Below are 17,751 nucleotides of genomic sequence, written 5' to 3'. Positions count from 1 at the left end.
CATGAGCTACGGTCCTCCTTCCGGTCCTCAGAACCCCGGCGGTTACGGCCCTCCCGGCGGGTACCCCGGTGGCGGCCCCGCCGGCTACCCCGGAGGTGGCCAGCCTCCGGAGAACTACCTCATCTGGGCCATCCTGAGCACGCTGTTCTGCTGCCTGCCCCTGGGCGTCGCCTCGATCGTCTTCTCCAGCCAGGTCAACAGCAAGTGGGCCGTGGGCGACTACGCCGGCGCCCAGGAGGCGTCGGAGAAGGCCAAGAAGTTCGCCATCTGGTCGGCGATCGGCGCGGTCGTCGCCTGGGTCCTCATCATCATCTTCTACGCCATCGTCATCGCCGCTGCGGTCAACTCCTCCGGCACCTACTAGGTCGTTCGGTCCAGCCCTCGATGACCGATTACCCGGTATCCGCGAAACGGCGCCGCCTCCACCCGGCGGCGGCGCCGATCGCTGTGGGCGTGGTCGGCCTGGCCGCCGCGGTGATGGTGCATTTCATCGACCCCAACGAGCCGGGCAACTACCCGACCTGCCCGTGGCTGATGCTCACCGGCACCTTCTGCCCCGGATGCGGGACCACCCGTGCCGTCGCCGCCCTCACACACCTCGATGTGCTGGGCGCGGCGCAAATGAACATCTTCGCCGTCGCAGTGGTTCCCTTCGTGGCGTTCTGGTACATCAAGTGGCTCTACCAGTCGTTTCGGCCGCCCAAGGCGACCCGCACCACGATGGCCAGCCCTGTATGGCTGTACCTGCTTCTCGCGGCGATCCTCCTCTACTGGCTCGTGCGCAATCTTCCCTTCGGCGCCTTCCTGGCGCCGGGGGCCACCTGGTTCGCCTGACCGACCCCTGCCGGACCCGCTACCGTCGATCCACGGGGGCGGAGCTTACGAGCGCCGCGTGCGCCGCGCGTATCGGCCGAGCCGGTGCCCCGCGCCTCGACCGGGGTGGATACGATCGGTGGCACCGGGAGCGGGGGCTTTCAGTGCGCTGACCCCGTCCCGGCGATGCTTCGAGCGCCGCAACGGTCGGTGCCCACGAAGACGGCCATGACGCAAAGCCAACATGGAGGGGGCTCTCTCATCGTGAGCGTGCTCGACGAGATCCTCGACGGAGTACGCGCGGACCTCGCTGACCGACAGGCAGCCATACCCTTGGACACGCTCAAGGAGCGAGTCGAGGGCGTGCCCTGGCCCAAGGACGTGGTCGCCGCGCTGCGCAGCCCAGGCGTCCAGGTCATCGCTGAGGTGAAGCGCTCCAGTCCGTCCAAGGGGGCCCTCGCTGCGATCGCCGATCCGGCCGCACTGGCCGCGGACTACGCCGCGGGCGGCGCCTGCCTGATCAGCGTCCTCACCGAGCAGCGCCGCTTCGGCGGCAGCCTCGCCGACCTCGCCGCCGTACGCGCGATGGTGGAGACCCCGCTGCTGCGCAAGGACTTCGTGGTCAGCTCCTACCAGTTGTGGGAAGCCAGGGCACACGGTGCCGACGCCGTTCTCCTGATCGTCGCCGCGCTGCCCCAGGACGCACTGATCTCCCTGGTGGAACGCGCGGAGTCCCTGGGGCTCACCCCGCTGGTCGAGGTGCACACGGAGGACGAGATCGTGCGCGCCCTGGATGCGGGAGCCACCGTCATCGGGGTCAACGCCCGCGACCTCAAAACCCTCAAGGTCAACCGGGACGTCTTTGCGCGTCTGGCACCGACCATCCCCGACGACAAGATCAAGATCGCCGAGTCCGGCGTTCGGGGCCCTCACGACCTTCTCGCCTACGCTAGTGCGGGAGCCGACGCCGTCCTCGTCGGAGAGAGCCTGGTCGTCGGGCGCAACCCGCGCGACGCCGTGGCCGACCTCGTCACCGCCGGCGCGCACCCCGCGCTGCGGGATCGGCACTAGGCCGCCGTGCGGTCACACTCCGCCCCCCGGCCGGCGCCGCGTTTCGCGGCGCCCGCCGGGCGATGGCCTTAGGGAACTCGCACCGGGGCAGCCGAACCGGTCGCGGGTTCCCGGCGCTGTGCTGCTTTGTCCACTTCGCCCGCCGCGCCCGTTCCGCGCGGTTTTTGGAGACCCGTTGACCATGAATACCCGACACCCGGTACCCGGCTATCTCGACGAGGGCGGGCACTACGGCCGTTTCGGCGGCCGTTTCAGCCCTGAGGCCCTCGTAGCCGCTCTCGACGAAGTCACGGAAGCCTGGGACAAGGCCAAGGCCGATCCGGACTTCCAGGCCGAGCTCAGTGCGTTGCTCGCCGATTACACCGGGCGCCCCAGCCCGCTCACCGACGCCAAGAACTTCTCCGCCCACTGTTCCGGTGCGCGGGTGCTGCTCAAGCGCGAAGACCTCAACCACACCGGCTCGCACAAGATCAACAACGTGCTCGGCCAGGCCCTGCTCACCAAGCGGATGGGCAAGACCCGGGTGATCGCCGAGACCGGCGCAGGCCAGCACGGCGTCGCGACGGCTACCGCCTGCGCCCTGCTGGGCCTGGAGTGCGTGGTCTACATGGGGGAGGAGGACACCCGCAGGCAGGCGCTCAACGTCGCCCGGATGAACCTTCTGGGCGCCGAGGTCATCCCGGTCACCATCGGCAGCCGCACCCTCAAGGACGCCGTCAACGAGGCGTTTCGCGACTGGGTGGCCAACGTCAACTCCACCCACTACCTCCTGGGCACGGTGGCCGGCCCGCACCCCTTCCCCTCGATGGTGCGCGACCTGCACTACGTGATCGGTGCCGAGGCACGGGAACAGGTCCTGGAGCGGACCGGAGCGCTGCCCGACGCGGTCGCGGCGTGCGTGGGGGGCGGCTCCAACGCCATCGGCATCTTCGCGGCCTTCGTCCCCGACGATTCGGTGCGCCTCTACGGTTTCGAAGCCGGCGGGGACGGTGTGCAGTCCGGACGGCACGCCGCCTCCATCACGGGCGGCAGTCCCGGTGTCTTCCAGGGAACCCGCACGTTCGTGCTGCAGGACGAGTACGGTCAGACCGTCCCCAGCCACTCCATCTCCGCCGGCCTGGACTATCCGGCGGTCGGCCCGGAGCACGCCTGGCTCGCGGAGTCCGGACGTGCGACCTACTCCGCCGTCACCGACGCCGACGCGATGGAGGCGTTCCGGCTGCTGTGCCGGACGGAAGGCATCATCCCGGCGATCGAGAGCGCCCACGCGCTTGCCGGCGCCCGCACGATCGGCGCCGAGCTGGGACCGGAGGCGACCATCCTGGTCAACCTCTCGGGCCGCGGCGACAAGGATGTCAACACCGCCGCCGCCTACTTCGGGCTCACCGGCGACGACGAAGGGCAGCAGGCCTGATGACCACCCTCCAGAGCAAGCTCGCCCAGGCCAAGGAGCAGGGGCGGGCAGCCCTCATCGGCTACCTCCCCGCGGGTTTCCCCGATGTCGAGTCATCGATCCGGGTCGTGCAGGCCATGGTCGAGGGAGGGTGCGACGTCATCGAGGTCGGCCTGCCCTACTCCGACCCCACCATGGACGGCCCGACCATCCAGAAGGCCGCGGACATGGCCCTGGTGGCCGGTACCACCCCCAAGGACGTCCTGGCCGTGGTGCGGGCGACCGCCGAGACGGGCGCCGCCGCACTGGTGATGTCCTACTGGAACCCGATCGAGCGCTACGGGGTGGACGCCTTCGCAGCGGACATGGCCGCGGCGGGGGGAGCGGGGGTCATCACCCCCGATCTCATCCCCGAAGAGGCCGAGCCCTGGATCGCCGCCAGCGACGCCGCGGGCCTCGACCGCGTCTTCCTCGTCGCGCCTTCCTCCACCGACGCCCGGCTCGCGCTCACCTGCCAGGCGTCCCGCGGGTTCGTCTACGCGGCGTCGCTCATGGGTGTCACCGGTACCCGGGCCGAGGTCTCGGGGATGGCCGAGCGTCTCGTCGAGCGCACCCGAGTGGTCACCGCCGACAGCGGCCTCCCGGTCTGCGTCGGCCTGGGGATCTCCAACGGAGCCCAGGCCGCACAGGTCGCGGCCTACGCCGACGGCGTCATCGTCGGTGCGGGTTTCTGCCAGCGGATCCTGGACGCCCCCGACCTGGAGACCGGCCTGGTCGCGGTCCGGTCCTTCGCGACCGAGCTCGCCGAAGGGGTGCGCTCCGCGCGCTGAGGTGCCCTTCACCTGGGCAGCGCGAGCGGTCCGGGTGAGAATTGGGTGAGACCCCTTTGTCGGGACCTTTTTCCCGCCCCCCGGCTCCGGTCGGGGGGCTACTGTGCTGCGTGCGGCCGTGAGAATCGGGTCCGCCCTGCTTTCGACCCGCCTTAAGCGTTACCACTCGGCTACGCACAGTAGGCTTGTCGCGTGCGGCGGCCACCCGAGTCGCGCGGGTCGCTACGGGGCCTATTCGGCCCGCCCACCAGCAGGCACGACGAATCCCGGGGAAGGCCATGTCAACGGATACCGAACAGAGCCCGCCCAACGCGACGTCCCGGTGGGAACACCTGCGACCGTGGGTCAGCCTGGTGGCACGCATCGCCCTGGCCGGAGTGCTCGGCTATGCCGGCTACCTCAAAGCCATCGAACCGCAGGAGTCGGTTCGCTCGGTCGCGGCCTACGAGCTCTTCAGCGACGGGATGAACCAGTTCATCGGCTACACCCTGCCCCTGTTCGAGATCGCATTGGCGCTCCTGCTGATCATCGGCCTGGCCACGCGCTACGTCGCGGCACTCAGCGCCCTGCTGATGGCGGTCTTCATCGCCGGAATCATCTCGGCGTGGGCGCGCGGGTTGACCATCGACTGCGGCTGCTTCTCCTCGGGTGGCCAGGTGGCCGCGGGGGAGACCGCCTACGGTGTGGACATCGTGCGTGACATCGGCTTCATGCTGCTTGCGGGTATCGTCATGGTCTGGCCGCGCTCTCCTTTCGCGCTCGACGGATTCCTGGGCCTCTACCCGGACTCCGGCGGCGAGAAGTCAGACGAGTAGTACCCCCTTACCGACCACGCCGCCCCCTGCTCCGTTCGGGAGGCGCGCGCGAAGTGGACCGGGCCGTGTGCCGCGAAGACGCACCACTGTGCGGTGTCCGAGCGGGCGCGGCCCGGCGCAACGTATCCAGCGAGGAAATGGTGATCGGCTCATGAGCAAGGCGTCGCGGAAAGAGAATCGCGAGCGGCTCAAGCAGGAACGGCTCAAGGAGCAGCGGCGTGCCAAGCGCAACAAGCTCTTGACCGTGATGGCGGTGGCGCTGGGCGTCGTCGCCCTCATCGTGGGCGGCGGTTACTTCATCATCACCTCGCAGGCCAACTCCACCGGCAATCTCGTCGCCGAGCGCCTCTCCGGCTGGGACAAGCAGCTTCCCCCGCAGACCCTCCAGGAGGACGGCAGCACAGTGCTCGCCGTCGAGGACGCCAGTGCGCCCCTGGTGGAGGTCTACGCCGACTACCAGTGCTCCCACTGCGCGGACTTCGAGGAAGCCAACGGCGAGTTGCTGAACATGCTCGCAGCCCAGGGCAAGGCCGTCCTCCAGTTGCGGCCGGTCAGCATCTTCGCAGCCGGCGGACCGCCGGCCGGAACCAACTCGCTGCGTGCCGGAGCAGCAGCCCGGGCCGCAGCCGACTACGGCAAGTTCGTCGAGTACAACCAGCTGCTGTTCGCCAACCAGCCCAACGGCACCGCCGAAGGCTACAGCGCCGACGAGCTGATCGCCTGGGGCGAGGAGCTCGGCATCACCGACGCCGCCTTCGCCGAGCGGGTACGTTCCGAGGCCGGGGTCGTTGACGCGTTCGCCGAGTACCAGCAGAGCGGGGACCAGGGAGACGACTCCTTCCTGGCCGGCAGTTACGTCGAGCAGATCCTGGCTGCCACCAATGCGGTCAAGGACCGCTATGAGGGCCCCAACGCGTTCGGCGGAACCCCGTCCGTCTACATCAACGGAGAGCTTTACACCGGCGGTATCGACAACCCCATCGACCTCGCCGACACTATCGAGGCGGCCTCACCGGGCGAGCCCGACACCCGGCCGCAGAGCACCGACGACAACTCACCATCCCCATCCCCGACCGCCAACGAAACGACGGAGCAATGACGACCGCTTCGAGCATCACCGAGGGCGCTGCCGAGTCCGGCCGCGCCCTCGCGGCTATCCCCAGCCCGGGCATCAGCGCCCTCCATCTTGGGCCCCTGACCATCCATTTCTACGCACTGTGCATCCTCGCCGGTGTCGTTGCCGCCGTCTACTGGAGCGAGCGCCGCTGGGCGGCCATGGGCGGGCGTCCGGGCACCATCATGGATCTCGCCGTTCCGGCGGTCCTGCTGGGTCTGGTCGGTGGCCGCCTGTACCACGTGATCAGCGACTACCAGCTCTACTTCGGGCCCGGCCGCGACCCCATCCAGGCCCTCTACATCTGGAACGGCGGTCTGGGCATCTGGGGAGCCATTCCGCTGGGCGCGCTGGGCGTCTGGCTCGTGGCCCGCCGCCGGGGCCTGTCGATGTCCCAGTTGTCGTTCGCCATCGCCCCCACCATCCCGCTGGCCCAGGCGTTCGGCCGCTGGGGCAACTACTTCAACCAGGAGTTGTTCGGCGGTCCCACCGATCTCCCGTGGGCGTTGCAGGTCTCCCTCACCGACGCAGGTCAACTACGCCCGGGGATGGAGCCGGGAGTCTTTACCTACCACCCCACTTTCCTCTACGAATCCCTGTGGTGCCTGGGGTTGGCGATCCTGCTGGCATGGCTGGGGCGGCGCTACGGTGACGCGCTGCGCGGCGGACGGCTCTTCGCGCTTTACATCATGGGTTACTGTGTGGGGCGGTTCTGGATCGAGTACATGCGGGTTGACCCCGCCAACGAAGTACTCGGTTTCCGACTGAACAACTGGACCTCGATCGTGGTCTTCGCCGCCGCACTGGCCTACTTCGTGTGGGCGGGCAGGCGCCTCGACCGCTTCTCCACCCGGGTGCTGCCCGAAGGGGAGGACGAGGGAACCCAGATCATCGGAACCGACTCGGGAGCAGCGAGCGATCCGCACACCGGCGACAGTGATGCACAGAGCAGATAGCAGAGCAGTGACGTCCAGCCTGACACGTCCGGCTCCGCCCACTGAGACGGCGCCATCGTCGTCGAACCGCAGGAGCGCAGCCCAGGTGCTGCGTCCCGGTGCCGGCACCGACAAGTCCGACGAACCAACGGCCTCCTGAACCGAGCCAGTGGCGCGGTGACGGCAGACGCCGAAACTGACCGCGGTGGTCCTTTGCGGGCGCATACCCGCAAAGGACCCCACCCGAGCTGGATGAGTGTTCGAGCCTTGAGAAAATCCGACTCCGCTGAGCCGACCGGGCGCAGGTCCCGGAGGGCGCGCTCCGCCCAGGGCCGGTCCGCGAGTGCCACGCGCGCGATTTCCAGGCACCCCGCCGACGAGGTCGTGGACGACTACGACGACGAGTACTACGACGACTACGTCGAAGAAGAAGAGGGACCCGACCCCGACCCCGAACCGCGTGCCCGTGGTTCGCGCGCCAAGAGCGGTGGTCGTACCGCAGCCCGGGGCGGCAAGGCCAAGCGCTCCGGGAACCGGGGACGGCGTGCGTCGAGCGAACCGAAGACTCCGCCCGGTGGGATGCGGCGCGCACCTCGGGCCAAGGCCGGTTCCGGTGCGATCGGGCAGGTCTCGCGCTTCTCCGCCACGGCACTGAGCAAGGTCACCGTCCTGGGTGATCGTCCCGGCCAAATGGTCTACTCGCTGGCCGAACAGAGTCGGCGCAAGCGCGGCACCGCCGTGCTCGCAATTTTGCTGGCCCTGGCCGTCGTCGCGATGCTGAGCCTGCTCGGTGTCTTCACCTATCGGCTGATCAACCCGGTGCAGAGCACCAGCGAGGGGGCTCCCGCCCCCATCGTCGAACCGCCCGAGGGGCACAGCACCCTCACCCCGGACCTGTTCTACGCCCAGTCCGAGCAGGAGCTCTTCGCTCCGATCGCGGAACGCGCGGACAACGAGGAACCCCTCACCGAAGAAGAGGTCTTCGGCTCTTCCACGCAGACCCTGTCGTTGGACGACTTCGAGCTCACCCTGCGCGACTCCGAGGTCACCGACACCTGTACCGCCCTGGTCTGGGGGGACCAGTTCGCCCAGGACCTCTCCACCGGTTCCTGCTCCGCCGCGGCCCGCGGCGTCTACCAGGACCCGGGCGAGGAGTATGTGGCACAGTTCACCCTTTTCGACCTGGTTGACTCCGACGCAGCCGACACCGCCCTGGCCAACCTGGACTCCGGTGCCGAACCGGGCTTCGTCCTACCCATGAACACCGAGATCGACGGCCTCCAGAGCGGCTACAGCCAGGCCACTGCTCAGGTGATGGGGCACTACCTCGCCGTGTTCTGGGTGGCCCGCGCGGACGGTGGCAAGCCCGGGGACGACGATTCCATGGCCACGCTCAACGTGGTCGTCATGGACTCTGCCGTCGTGGTCTACGAGCGGGTTCATGAGGCCGCCGCGCAAGAAGGGGGAGAGGGCTGACCCCGGGGCGTCAAGCCCCAGCGGAGATTCCAATACCCTGGTCTCCTTGACCGTGGTCGTCCCCCGTTTCGCTTACCGAAGAGGTTGCAGGTGTCATCTACCGAGTCGCCCGCGTCCGGAACCCCCGGCCGGCGCAGGAAACCCGCTGGAGCGGCGCCCTCCGGTGAAGGCCGGTCCGAGGAGCGTGCCAACCGTGCGCGCGGTTCGCGCCGCAAAGGCGGTGGACGACGGTCGGGCAAGCGCGGTCCGATCGTTCCGGTCCTTCTCGGCGTCCTGGGACTCGCGGTCGTCGGTCTCGTCGTGGTCCTGCTGCTTGACCTCCTCGGGCCCGGTGCGACCGCCGGCGAGGCGATGCCCACCCGCTACGAGGTCTATGACTCCGGGGAGGCCAGTGAAGTCCTTCCCGAGCGGGAGATGGACCCCCGTCCCCTCAACGAGGAGGAGGTCTTTGGCCGCGGCAACGCCGAGATCACCGGTCAGGGCATGACTTTCGCGCTGGCGTCCCAGTCGCTCTCCGAGAACTGCTCCGAAGCCGTCTGGGGGGACAAGGCCGCCGCGGCGCTCGCCGAGGCCGACTGCTCCCAGGCGGCCCGTGCCGGATACGCCTCTGACGACTACGTCGCCCTGGCCACGCTGTTCAAACTGCGCGACATCGACGCGGCCAAGGCGGTGGCCGCCGCTCTGGAGCCGGTTGCCGACGAGGACGGGGCCGAACAGCCCGGTTTCCTCGTGCCGCCGACCACTGACGCGCCCTTCGACGTTCTCGGCGCGGGCTTCAGCTCCGCCGAGGCCACCGTCAACGGCCACTATCTGATCATCATCTGGGTCCAGTCCATCGGTTCCCAGACGCCCGAGGACACGGAGGACCTCTCCTCGCCGCTGATCGCGCTGAACGTCAAGTTCGACATGCCTGTCCTGTACCGAGTGGGCGAACGGGAGAACTTCCTCGGTGAACCCGAGACGGACACCGAGGCCGGTACCGGTGCGGAGGCCGGTACCGAGACCGGCGCCGACCCCGGTGCGGAGGCCGGTACCGGTGCGGAGGCCGGTACCGAAGGAGCGACCGGTTGAGCGAGCGCCTCCAGCGCCCGCAGCCCGTCGAGTTGACGATGACCGACCTCTCTCCCGCGTTGACCGCCCTGCTCGCCGAGCAGGGCGTTGACGCCACTCGTGCCCATCGCGTCCTGGCGACCCTCGCCGGCGGCGGCTGGTTCACCCCGAGCGAGCTCGTGCGGGCGACCACCGTCGCCCACCGGGTCACCGCCGCGGTTCTGACGGCTCTGGAGGGCGAACTCGACGACGACGGCCACCGGATCCGCCTGCGTGAACCCGGTCGCTACGCCGCGTTCGCGGCCAGGCCCGGTCTGGCCGACCCGGTCGGTCACCTCCTCGCCCCGCACCGCGAAGCACTCGCGCGGTTGGAACGCCTGGTCGCGCAGGCCCCCACGGCGCGCGCCGACCTCGACCACGTGGCCGCCACCGCGCACACCGCGCTGCGCCGAGCGGTGTTCCTGGCCACCCGGTTCGACCTCCAGGGGGCGCGGCTGCTGTGTGTGGGCGACCACGACCTCACGTCGCTGGCCCTCGCGCTGGTCCACCCCGGCGTCGAGGCGGTCGTGGTTGACATCGACGAGCGGATGCTGAGATACATCGATACCGAGGCCACCGAACTGGGGCTGAACGTGCGCTGCTATTTCGCCGATTTGCGCCTGGGGCTGCCGGCATCGTTGCGTTCGACGGCCGACCTGGTCTTCACCGATCCGCCGTACACCCCTGAGGGGGTGGAGCTGTTCGTGCGCCGCGGTCTGGAAGGGCTGGCCCGGCCCAAGACCGCGCGCGTGCTGATGGCCTACGGGGCAAGCGAAACCACCCCGGCACTGGTGGCCAAGACACAGGAGCGTCTCACCCGCCTCAACCTCGCCACCGAGGCGTTGTGGCCCGATTTCAACCGGTACCTGGGCGCCGAGGCGATCGGTGCGGCCAGCGACCTCTACGTGCTGCGCCCCACCGCGCGAACCCCGACGAATCCGCGTGAACCGGAGGGTGACGCCCGGATCTACAGTCAGGGTGCGAACGCCCGCGAATCCGCGACCGCAATGGACGCCGAGGCCGCCACGCGTGTCTGGGCCGATCTCGCCCCCGACCTCTACGTCGGGAGGTGGCCGCGCGCCGCACTGCCCGAAGGGGCGCGACGCGCTGGCCTCACGGCCTGGTTCACCGCACCGGTACGCGCACGCACGGCCGTTCTGGACCTCACCGGTGGCCACGAGGCTCTTGCCGAACGGGTGATTCTGGCTTCCGGGGCAGACGTGCTGCGCGTCGTGTTGGCCGCGGACGCTCCCCAGGTCCGCGATGCCGCCGGCCTGAACCGGTTGCGTGCGATCGTGGGCGGGCACCACGTGCTGGAGGTCGAACGGGGCGTGCCCGACGAGCGTCGTGCACTGCTCACCGTGCGTTCCGCCGACGCCGACCGTCCGGTTGTCGGCACCCCCGTCGAAACACTGCTGGGGGAGTACCTGCGCCGGCGCGCCCACGGCTCGATCGCGGCGGTGCTCAGGGAAGGGCTGACCCGCCTCTCCGCGGATCTGGGCACTCCGGTCAACAAGAAACAGGCCCGTACCCTCGTGGCTCGTGCCCTGCCCTGGCTGGCCGGACACACCTTGCTTGACCTGCCGTTGCACCGGTTCCCCGCCCTCGACGAGGCCGTGGCCCACCTCGCGGGCCACGTGGCCGCCGAGTAGGGAATAACCCCTGGTAAGGCGAGCCTTAGTAGAAGAGTGGCCGGATGTGGCGTGTATTCTTGCGAAGCTGCTTTCCCCGAGCGGGGTTTGCGAGCGCTTTTGCCGGATACATAGCCGCATGCCGCTTGAAACGGTGAGTTTCGGGCACCGTATCCTGCAAAGGGACGGGCGAAGGGGTACCCCTCGCCATGAACGACCGTCGCACTGTGGCGACGGTTGGTCTAGACCTCCAGTCCGTTGGCGGTTCGGACCGGAGACAACGTAAATTCACCGCGGGTGCCGCGATCACCTGGTATATCACCGGTTGTCACGAGGAAGTGCCCGCAAGCCCCGACTCCTGGGGCCTGCGGGAAACGGGTGTGGGTAAGAGCGGCCCTGGCGTGCCGTCGCAGCAGGGCCAATGTCGTCCCGATTGCGCTTTTCACAAAGCTCAGACGAAAGACGACAGGAGGGTAGATGCCTGCTGGCCAGGTGCGGCGTTCGTTTGTCCGACCGAACGCGAAGTCCACTTCCGAGGGCCTGTACGACAGCTCCTACGAACACGATGCCTGCGGTATCGGGTTCGTGGCCGACCTCTCCGGCCGTCGCAGCCACGACATCGTCGAGAAGGCGCTGACCGTGCTGCGCAACCTCGACCATCGCGGCGCCTCCGGGGCAGACCCCGACGACGGCGACGGGGTCGGCATCCTCACCCAGCTCCCCGACGAGCTCTTCCGCCAGGAGTGCGGCTTCGAGCTGCCCGAAGCGGGAACCTACGCCGCAGGCATCGCCTTCCTGCCCGCCGAGGCGGCCGAGCGCAGCGCCGCCGTCGCCGCCATCGAGCGCATCGTCGAAGAAGAGGGGCTGTCCCTCCTCGGCTGGCGCGACCTGCCCTTCGAGCCTCGCTACTGCGGCCCCGTCGCGGCCGAGGCCATGCCGTTCTTCGGCCAGCTGTTCATCAGCGGCCGCGCCGGCACCCCCTCGGCCGGACTCGGCGGCATCGAACTGGAGCGCTACGCCTACTGCGTGCGCAAGCGCGCCGAGCACGAGGTCGGCGTCTACTTCCCCAGCCTCTCGCCGCGCACCATCACCTACAAGGGCATGCTGACCACGCCGCAGCTGGAGCCCTTCTTCCCCGACCTGTCGGACCGGCGCTACGCCTCGGGCCTGGCCCTGGTGCACTCGCGTTTCTCCACCAACACGTTCCCCTCCTGGCCCCTGGCGCACCCCTTCCGCTACGTCGCGCACAACGGCGAGATCAACACGGTCAAGGGCAACCGGAACTGGATGCGGGCCCGCGAAGCCACCCTGGCCAGCGACCTCATCCCCGGCGACCTCTCCCGGGTCTTCCCCATCGTGGACGCCGACGACTCCGACACCGCGTCCTTCGACGCGGCCCTGGAACTGCTGCACCTGGGCGGGCGCTCGCTGCCCCACTCGGTGCTCATGATGATCCCGGAGCCCTGGGAGAACCACACCGAGATGGACCCCTCGGTGCGTGCCTTCTACGAGTTCCACTCCATGCTCATGGAGCCCTGGGACGGTCCGGCCTCCGTGAGTTTCACCGACGGAACCCTCATCGGCGCCGTTCTGGACCGCAACGGGCTGCGCCCGGGCCGCTACTGGGTCACCGAGGACGGCCTCGTCGTCCTGGCCAGTGAGGTCGGCGTCCTCGACATCGAACCCGAGCGCGTCGTGCGCAAGGGCCGGCTTCAGCCCGGCCGCATCTTCGTGGTCAACACCGCCCAGGGCCGCATCATCGAGGACGACGAGGTCAAGGCCGAACTCGCGGCCGAGCACCCCTACGCTGACTGGCTGGCCGAGGGGGTCGTGCGCCTGGCGGACCTGCCCGCGGCCGAGGCCGCCACGGTCACCGACCTGGTCCACGAACAGCAGGTGTTCGGTTACACCGAGGAAGAGCTGCGCATCATCCTCACCCCCATGGCACGCACCGGGGCCGAGGCCCTGGGGTCCATGGGCACCGACACCCCCGTCGCCGCGCTCTCGGCCAAGTCCCGACAGCTCTTCGACTACTTCTCGCAGAACTTCGCCCAGGTCACCAACCCGCCGCTGGACGCCATCCGCGAGGAAATGGTCACCAGCCTGGGCACCGCACTGGGGGCAGAGGAGAACGTACTCTCCCCCGACCCCGACGACTGCCGCCGCATCGTGTTGCCCACTCCCATCGTTGACGAGGCCGAACTGGCCGCGATCGTCGCCGCTGGAAGCCCCGACGGCGACCCGGCGTTCCGCGCGCACACCGTCACCGGCACCTATCCGGTCGCCGGCGGGGGAGCGGCCCTGGCCGCACGCCTCGACGAGGTCTGCGCCGAGGTGTCGGCCGCCATCGCCGAGGGCGCGCACATCATCGTGCTCAGCGACCGCGGCACCGACCCCGAGCAGGCGCCGATCCCGACGCTGCTGCTCACCGGGGCCGTCCACCACCACCTCGTCCGCGAGAAGACCCGTACCGACGTCGGCCTCATCGTCGAGGCCGGCGACGCCCGCGAGTGCCACCACATGGCGCTGCTGCTGGGCTACGGTGCGTCCGCGGTCAGCCCCTACCTGGCCCTGGAGTCCGTGCGCGACCTCGCCAAGCGCGGCGTCATCAACGGAATCGACCCGCAGCAGGCCGCCCGCAACACCGTCAAGGCCTACGGCAAGGGTGTCCTGAAGGTCATGTCCAAGATCGGCGTCTCCACGGTGAGCTCCTACACCGGCGCGCAGATCTTCGAGGCACTGGGCCTCGGGCCCGAGGTCGTGGACCGCGCCTTCACCGGCACCACCTCCCGGCTCGGCGGTGTCGGCTTCGACGTCCTGGCCCAGGAAGTCCGGATGCGCCACGACGTGGCCCACGCCGACAACCCCGTTGACCACCGCCGCCTCGCCGTGGGCGGGGAGTACCAGTGGCGCCGCGAAGGCGAGCCGCACCTGTTCAACCCCGAGACGGTCTTCAAGCTCCAGCACTCCACCCGGACCCGGCGCTACGAGATCTTCAAGGAGTACACCAGCAAGGTTGACGAGCAGTCCGAGACGCTCATGACCCTGCGCGGCCTGTTCACCCTCAAGGAGGGGGTGCGCGAACCCCTGGACATCGACGAGGTCGAGCCGGTCTCCGCCATCGTCAAGCGCTTCTCCACCGGCGCGATGTCCTACGGCTCCATCTCGGCCGAGGCCCACGAGACGCTCGCCATCGCGATGAACCGCCTCGGCGGCAAGTCCAACACCGGCGAGGGCGGTGAGGACGCCCGTCGCTTCACCCCCGACGACAACGGGGACCTGCGGCGCAGCTCCATCAAGCAGGTCGCCTCGGGGCGTTTCGGTGTCACCTCGCACTACCTCACCAACGCCGACGACATCCAGATCAAGATGGCGCAGGGCGCCAAGCCCGGCGAGGGCGGCCAACTGCCCGGCCACAAGGTCTACCCGTGGGTCGCCGACACCCGGCACTCCACCCCCGGGGTCGGCCTGATCTCGCCTCCGCCGCACCACGACATCTACTCCATCGAGGACCTCGCCCAGCTCATCCACGACCTGAAGAACGCCAATCCCCAGGCGCGGGTCCACGTGAAGCTGGTGTCCGAGGCCGGGGTGGGCACCGTGGCGGCGGGTGTGTCCAAGGCCCACGCCGACGTCGTGCTGATCTCCGGCCACGACGGCGGAACCGGTGCCTCCCCGCTCACCTCGCTCAAGCACGCGGGCACCTCCTGGGAGCTCGGCCTCGCCGAGACCCAGCAGACCCTGCTGCGCAACGGTCTGCGCGACCGCATCGTCGTGCAGGCCGACGGCCAGCTCAAGACCGGCCGCGACGTCATCGTGGCCGCGCTGCTGGGCGCCGAGGAGTTCGGCTTCGCCACCGCGCCCCTCGTCGTGTCGGGCTGCATCATGATGCGCGTCTGCCACCTCGACACCTGCCCCGTCGGCGTGGCCACCCAGAACCCCGAGCTGCGCGAGCGCTTCTCCGGCAAGCCCGAGTTCGTCGTCAACTTCTTCGAGTTCATCGCCCAGGAGGTGCGCGAGTACCTCGCCGCGCTCGGCTTCCGCACCCTGGACGAGGCCGTCGGGGCCGTCGACATGCTCGACGTGCGCGAGGCCGTCGACCACTGGAAGGCGTCGGGGCTGGACCTGTCGCCGATCCTGCACGAGGTCGAGCCCTACGCCGGCGACCACCGCCGGCACATGCGCACCCAGGACCACGGGCTGGAGAAGGCCCTGGACAACACCCTCATCCAGCTTTCCGAGGGGGCCCTGGAGTTCGCGACACCGCTCAAGCTGGACCTGCCCGTGCGCAACGTCAACCGCACGGTCGGCACCATGCTGGGCCACGAGGTCACCAAGCGCCACGGCGCATCGGGCCTGCCCGACGACACCATCGACGTCACCTTCACCGGATCCGCCGGGCAGTCCTTCGGGGCGTTCATCCCCAAGGGCGTCACCCTGCGCCTGGTCGGTGACGCCAACGACTACGTCGGCAAGGGGCTCTCCGGCGGCCGCATCACCGTGCGTCCCTCCGAGAGCGCCCAGTTCGCGGCCGAGGACCACATCATCGCCGGCAACGTCATCGCTTACGGCGCGACCTCCGGCGAGGTGTTCCTGCGCGGCGTCGTGGGTGAGCGGTTCTGCGTGCGCAACTCCGGAGCACTGGCCGTCGTCGAAGGCGTCGGCGACCACGGCTGCGAATACATGACCGGCGGACGTGCCGTCGTCCTGGGCCGCACCGGGCGCAACTTCGCAGCGGGCATGTCCGGCGGCATCGCCTACGTGCTCGACCTCGACGAAGGCCGGGTCAACGCCGAGATGGTCAACATCGACCCCCTCGACGACACCGACCGCGTCTTCCTGGAGGACGCGCTCACCCGGCACCACGCCGAGACCGGATCGACCGTCGCCCAGGCGCTGCTCGCCGACCTCGACCTGGCCGTCGAGCGTTTCGCCAAGATCATGCCCCGCGATTTCAAGCGCGTCCTCACCGCCCGCGCCGAAGCCGAGCGCGACGGCCGCGACGTGGCCCAGGCCATCATGGCCGCCGCCCAGTCCTAGGGCAGCACCGACCAAGGAAGGAGAAGCACAATGGCCGACCCCAAGGGTTTCCTCACCACAACCGAGCGGGAGCTGCCCCGCCACCGTCCCGTGGACGTGCGCATCCAGGACTGGCGCGAGGTCTATGAGGACTTCGAGCGCGGAACCGTCGTCAAGCAGGCGTCACGCTGCATGGACTGCGGAATCCCCTTCTGCCACAACGGCTGCCCCCTGGGCAACCTCATCCCCGAGTGGAACGACCTGGTCTACCGCCACGACTGGGGCGAGGCCATCGAACGGCTGCACGCCACCAACAACTTCCCGGAGTTCACCGGGCGACTGTGCCCGGCTCCCTGCGAGTCGGCGTGCGTGCTGGGCATCAACCAGCCGGCCGTGACCATCAAGAACGTCGAGGTCTCCATCATCGACCGGGCATGGGAGGAGGGCTGGGTGCGTCCCCAGCCGCCCACCACCCGCACCGGGCACACCGTCGCGGTCGTCGGATCGGGGCCGGCCGGCCTGGCCGCCGCCCAGCAGCTCACCCGGGCCGGTCACACCGTGACCGTGTACGAGCGCGCCGACCGCATCGGCGGCCTGCTGCGCTACGGCATCCCCGAATTCAAGATGGAGAAGCGCCACATCGAACGGCGCGTGGCCCAGATGCGCGCCGAGGGCACCGAGTTCCGCACCGGCGTTGACATCGGTGCGGACGTCACCGTCGAAGAACTCAAGAGCTCCCACGACGCCGTCGTCCTGGCCGGCGGCGCAACCGCGTGGCGCGACCTGCCGGCCACCGGTCGCCAGCTCACGGGCATCTATCAGGCCATGGAGTACCTGCCCCTGGCCAACCGGGTGCAGGAGGGCGACTACGAGCAGCCGCCCATCTCCGCACAGGGGAAGCACGTCGTCGTCATCGGCGGCGGCGACACCGGTGCCGACTGCGTGGGCACCGCCCACCGCCAGGGCGCGGCCTCGGTCACCCAGTTGGAGATCATGCCCAAGCCCCCGGCCAAACGGCCCGAGGGTCAGCCCTGGCCAACCATGCCCATGCTGTACAAGGTCACCAGCGCCCACGAGGAGGGCGGCAAGCGGCTCTACTCCGTCAACACCGTCGAGTTCGTGGGCGATGACGAGGGCAACGTGCAGAGCCTCAAGCTCGTCGAGGTCAAGCGCGGCGAAAAGGGCTTCGAGCCCGTTGCGGGAACCGAGCGGGAAATCCCCGCACAGCTCGTCACCCTCGCCATGGGCTTCGTCGGCCCGCAGAAGGAGGGGATGATCGAGGACCTGGGCGTCCAGCTGGACGGGCGCGGCAACGTCGTGCGCGACACCGACTACGCCACCACCGTCAACGGTGTGTTCTGCGCCGGCGACATGGGCCGCGGGCAGTCGCTCATCGTGTGGGCGATCGCCGAGGGCCGCAGCGCTGCAGCGGCGGTTGACCGCCATCTCAGCGGTCGGACCGTCCTGCCCACCGCGATTCCTCCCACGGAACGCCCGCTCGTCTGACCTGTTGTTCTGTTCGTGTACGGCTCCGGACCGCCTCGCGGTCCGGAGCCGTACCACGT

13 protein-coding genes are annotated in these 17,751 nt (G+C 69.3%); all 13 read left to right on the top strand.

All coding sequences use genetic code 11. From position 1 onward, the window contains the following. The first annotated feature begins 1 nt into the window (after window position 1). The 13 genes from AC0VYP_RS15885 to AC0VYP_RS15825 all read left to right on the top strand — a co-directional run bounded on the left by AC0VYP_RS15885 (window position 2) and on the right by AC0VYP_RS15825 (window position 17,692). Window positions 2–364: a CD225/dispanin family protein gene (locus AC0VYP_RS15885; protein WP_285756800.1), complete on the top strand. Its 363-nt coding sequence runs from the start codon at window positions 2–4 to the stop codon at window positions 362–364. A 20-nt stretch (window positions 365–384) separates the two neighbouring features. Further along, a complete protein-coding gene (locus tag AC0VYP_RS15880; RefSeq protein WP_285756799.1) occupies window positions 385–834 on the top strand; it encodes a DUF2752 domain-containing protein in 450 nt (149 codons plus the stop codon). Between the two features lie 243 nt (window positions 835–1,077). Further along, a complete protein-coding gene (trpC, locus tag AC0VYP_RS15875; RefSeq protein ID WP_475470453.1) occupies window positions 1,078–1,884 on the top strand; it encodes an indole-3-glycerol phosphate synthase TrpC in 807 nt (268 codons plus the stop codon). Between the two features lie 181 nt (window positions 1,885–2,065). After that, a complete protein-coding gene (trpB, locus tag AC0VYP_RS15870) occupies window positions 2,066–3,298 on the top strand; it encodes a tryptophan synthase subunit beta (RefSeq protein ID WP_475470452.1) in 1,233 nt (410 codons plus the stop codon). Beyond that, a complete protein-coding gene (gene trpA, locus AC0VYP_RS15865; protein WP_285756796.1) occupies window positions 3,298–4,107 on the top strand; it encodes a tryptophan synthase subunit alpha in 810 nt (269 codons plus the stop codon). Before trpB ends, trpA begins: the two co-directional genes overlap by 1 nt. Before the next feature lie 278 nt (window positions 4,108–4,385). Beyond that, window positions 4,386–4,922, top strand: a complete 537-nt coding sequence (locus AC0VYP_RS15860) for a MauE/DoxX family redox-associated membrane protein (RefSeq protein ID WP_285756795.1) — start codon at window positions 4,386–4,388, stop codon at window positions 4,920–4,922. 151 nt (window positions 4,923–5,073) lie between these two features. Continuing rightward, on the top strand, window positions 5,074–6,021 hold the full coding sequence (locus AC0VYP_RS15855; protein ID WP_285756794.1) for a DsbA family protein: 948 nt from the start codon (window positions 5,074–5,076) through the stop codon (window positions 6,019–6,021). After that, entirely contained in the window at window positions 6,018–6,992 is a 975-nt protein-coding gene (lgt, locus tag AC0VYP_RS15850) for a prolipoprotein diacylglyceryl transferase (RefSeq protein ID WP_285756793.1), read from the top strand. The genes AC0VYP_RS15855 and lgt overlap by 4 nt, the downstream gene beginning before the upstream one ends. 231 nt (window positions 6,993–7,223) lie before the next feature. Continuing rightward, window positions 7,224–8,447, top strand: a complete 1,224-nt coding sequence (locus AC0VYP_RS15845; protein WP_285756792.1) for a hypothetical protein — start codon at window positions 7,224–7,226, stop codon at window positions 8,445–8,447. A gap of 90 nt (window positions 8,448–8,537) precedes the next feature. Continuing rightward, entirely contained in the window at window positions 8,538–9,518 is a 981-nt protein-coding gene (locus AC0VYP_RS15840; RefSeq protein WP_475470449.1) for a hypothetical protein, read from the top strand. Beyond that, window positions 9,515–11,188: a bis-aminopropyl spermidine synthase family protein gene (locus AC0VYP_RS15835; protein ID WP_475470447.1), complete on the top strand. Its 1,674-nt coding sequence runs from the start codon at window positions 9,515–9,517 to the stop codon at window positions 11,186–11,188. The genes AC0VYP_RS15840 and AC0VYP_RS15835 overlap by 4 nt, the downstream gene beginning before the upstream one ends. Before the next feature lie 456 nt (window positions 11,189–11,644). Further along, window positions 11,645–16,207 (top strand): glutamate synthase large subunit, encoded by a 4,563-nt coding sequence (gltB, locus tag AC0VYP_RS15830; RefSeq protein WP_475470445.1) that lies wholly within the window; start codon window positions 11,645–11,647, stop codon window positions 16,205–16,207. A gap of 30 nt (window positions 16,208–16,237) precedes the next feature. Then, a complete protein-coding gene (locus AC0VYP_RS15825) occupies window positions 16,238–17,692 on the top strand; it encodes a glutamate synthase subunit beta (RefSeq protein WP_475470443.1) in 1,455 nt (484 codons plus the stop codon). Window positions 17,693–17,751 lie beyond the last annotated feature (59 nt).

Source organism: Nocardiopsis sp. iso_186, assembly GCF_056173365.1.
Note: the sequence above shows the minus strand (reverse complement) of the source record. Positions and strands in the feature narration are given on the sequence as shown.

Excerpts from the sequence above, each read along its gene's own strand:
- AC0VYP_RS15885 (WP_285756800.1), top strand. The coding sequence starts at position 2 with ATGAGCTACGGTCCTCCTTCCGGTCCTCAGAACCCCGGCGGTTACGGC.
- AC0VYP_RS15880 (WP_285756799.1), top strand. The coding sequence starts at position 385 with ATGACCGATTACCCGGTATCCGCGAAACGGCGCCGCCTCCACCCGGCG.
- trpB (WP_475470452.1), top strand. The coding sequence starts at position 2,066 with ATGAATACCCGACACCCGGTACCCGGCTATCTCGACGAGGGCGGGCAC.
- trpA (WP_285756796.1), top strand. The coding sequence starts at position 3,298 with ATGACCACCCTCCAGAGCAAGCTCGCCCAGGCCAAGGAGCAGGGGCGG.
- AC0VYP_RS15860 (WP_285756795.1), top strand. The coding sequence starts at position 4,386 with ATGTCAACGGATACCGAACAGAGCCCGCCCAACGCGACGTCCCGGTGG.
- AC0VYP_RS15855 (WP_285756794.1), top strand. The coding sequence starts at position 5,074 with ATGAGCAAGGCGTCGCGGAAAGAGAATCGCGAGCGGCTCAAGCAGGAA.
- lgt (WP_285756793.1), top strand. The coding sequence starts at position 6,018 with ATGACGACCGCTTCGAGCATCACCGAGGGCGCTGCCGAGTCCGGCCGC.
- AC0VYP_RS15845 (WP_285756792.1), top strand. The coding sequence starts at position 7,224 with ATGAGTGTTCGAGCCTTGAGAAAATCCGACTCCGCTGAGCCGACCGGG.
- gltB (WP_475470445.1), top strand. The coding sequence starts at position 11,645 with ATGCCTGCTGGCCAGGTGCGGCGTTCGTTTGTCCGACCGAACGCGAAG.
- AC0VYP_RS15825 (WP_475470443.1), top strand. The coding sequence starts at position 16,238 with ATGGCCGACCCCAAGGGTTTCCTCACCACAACCGAGCGGGAGCTGCCC.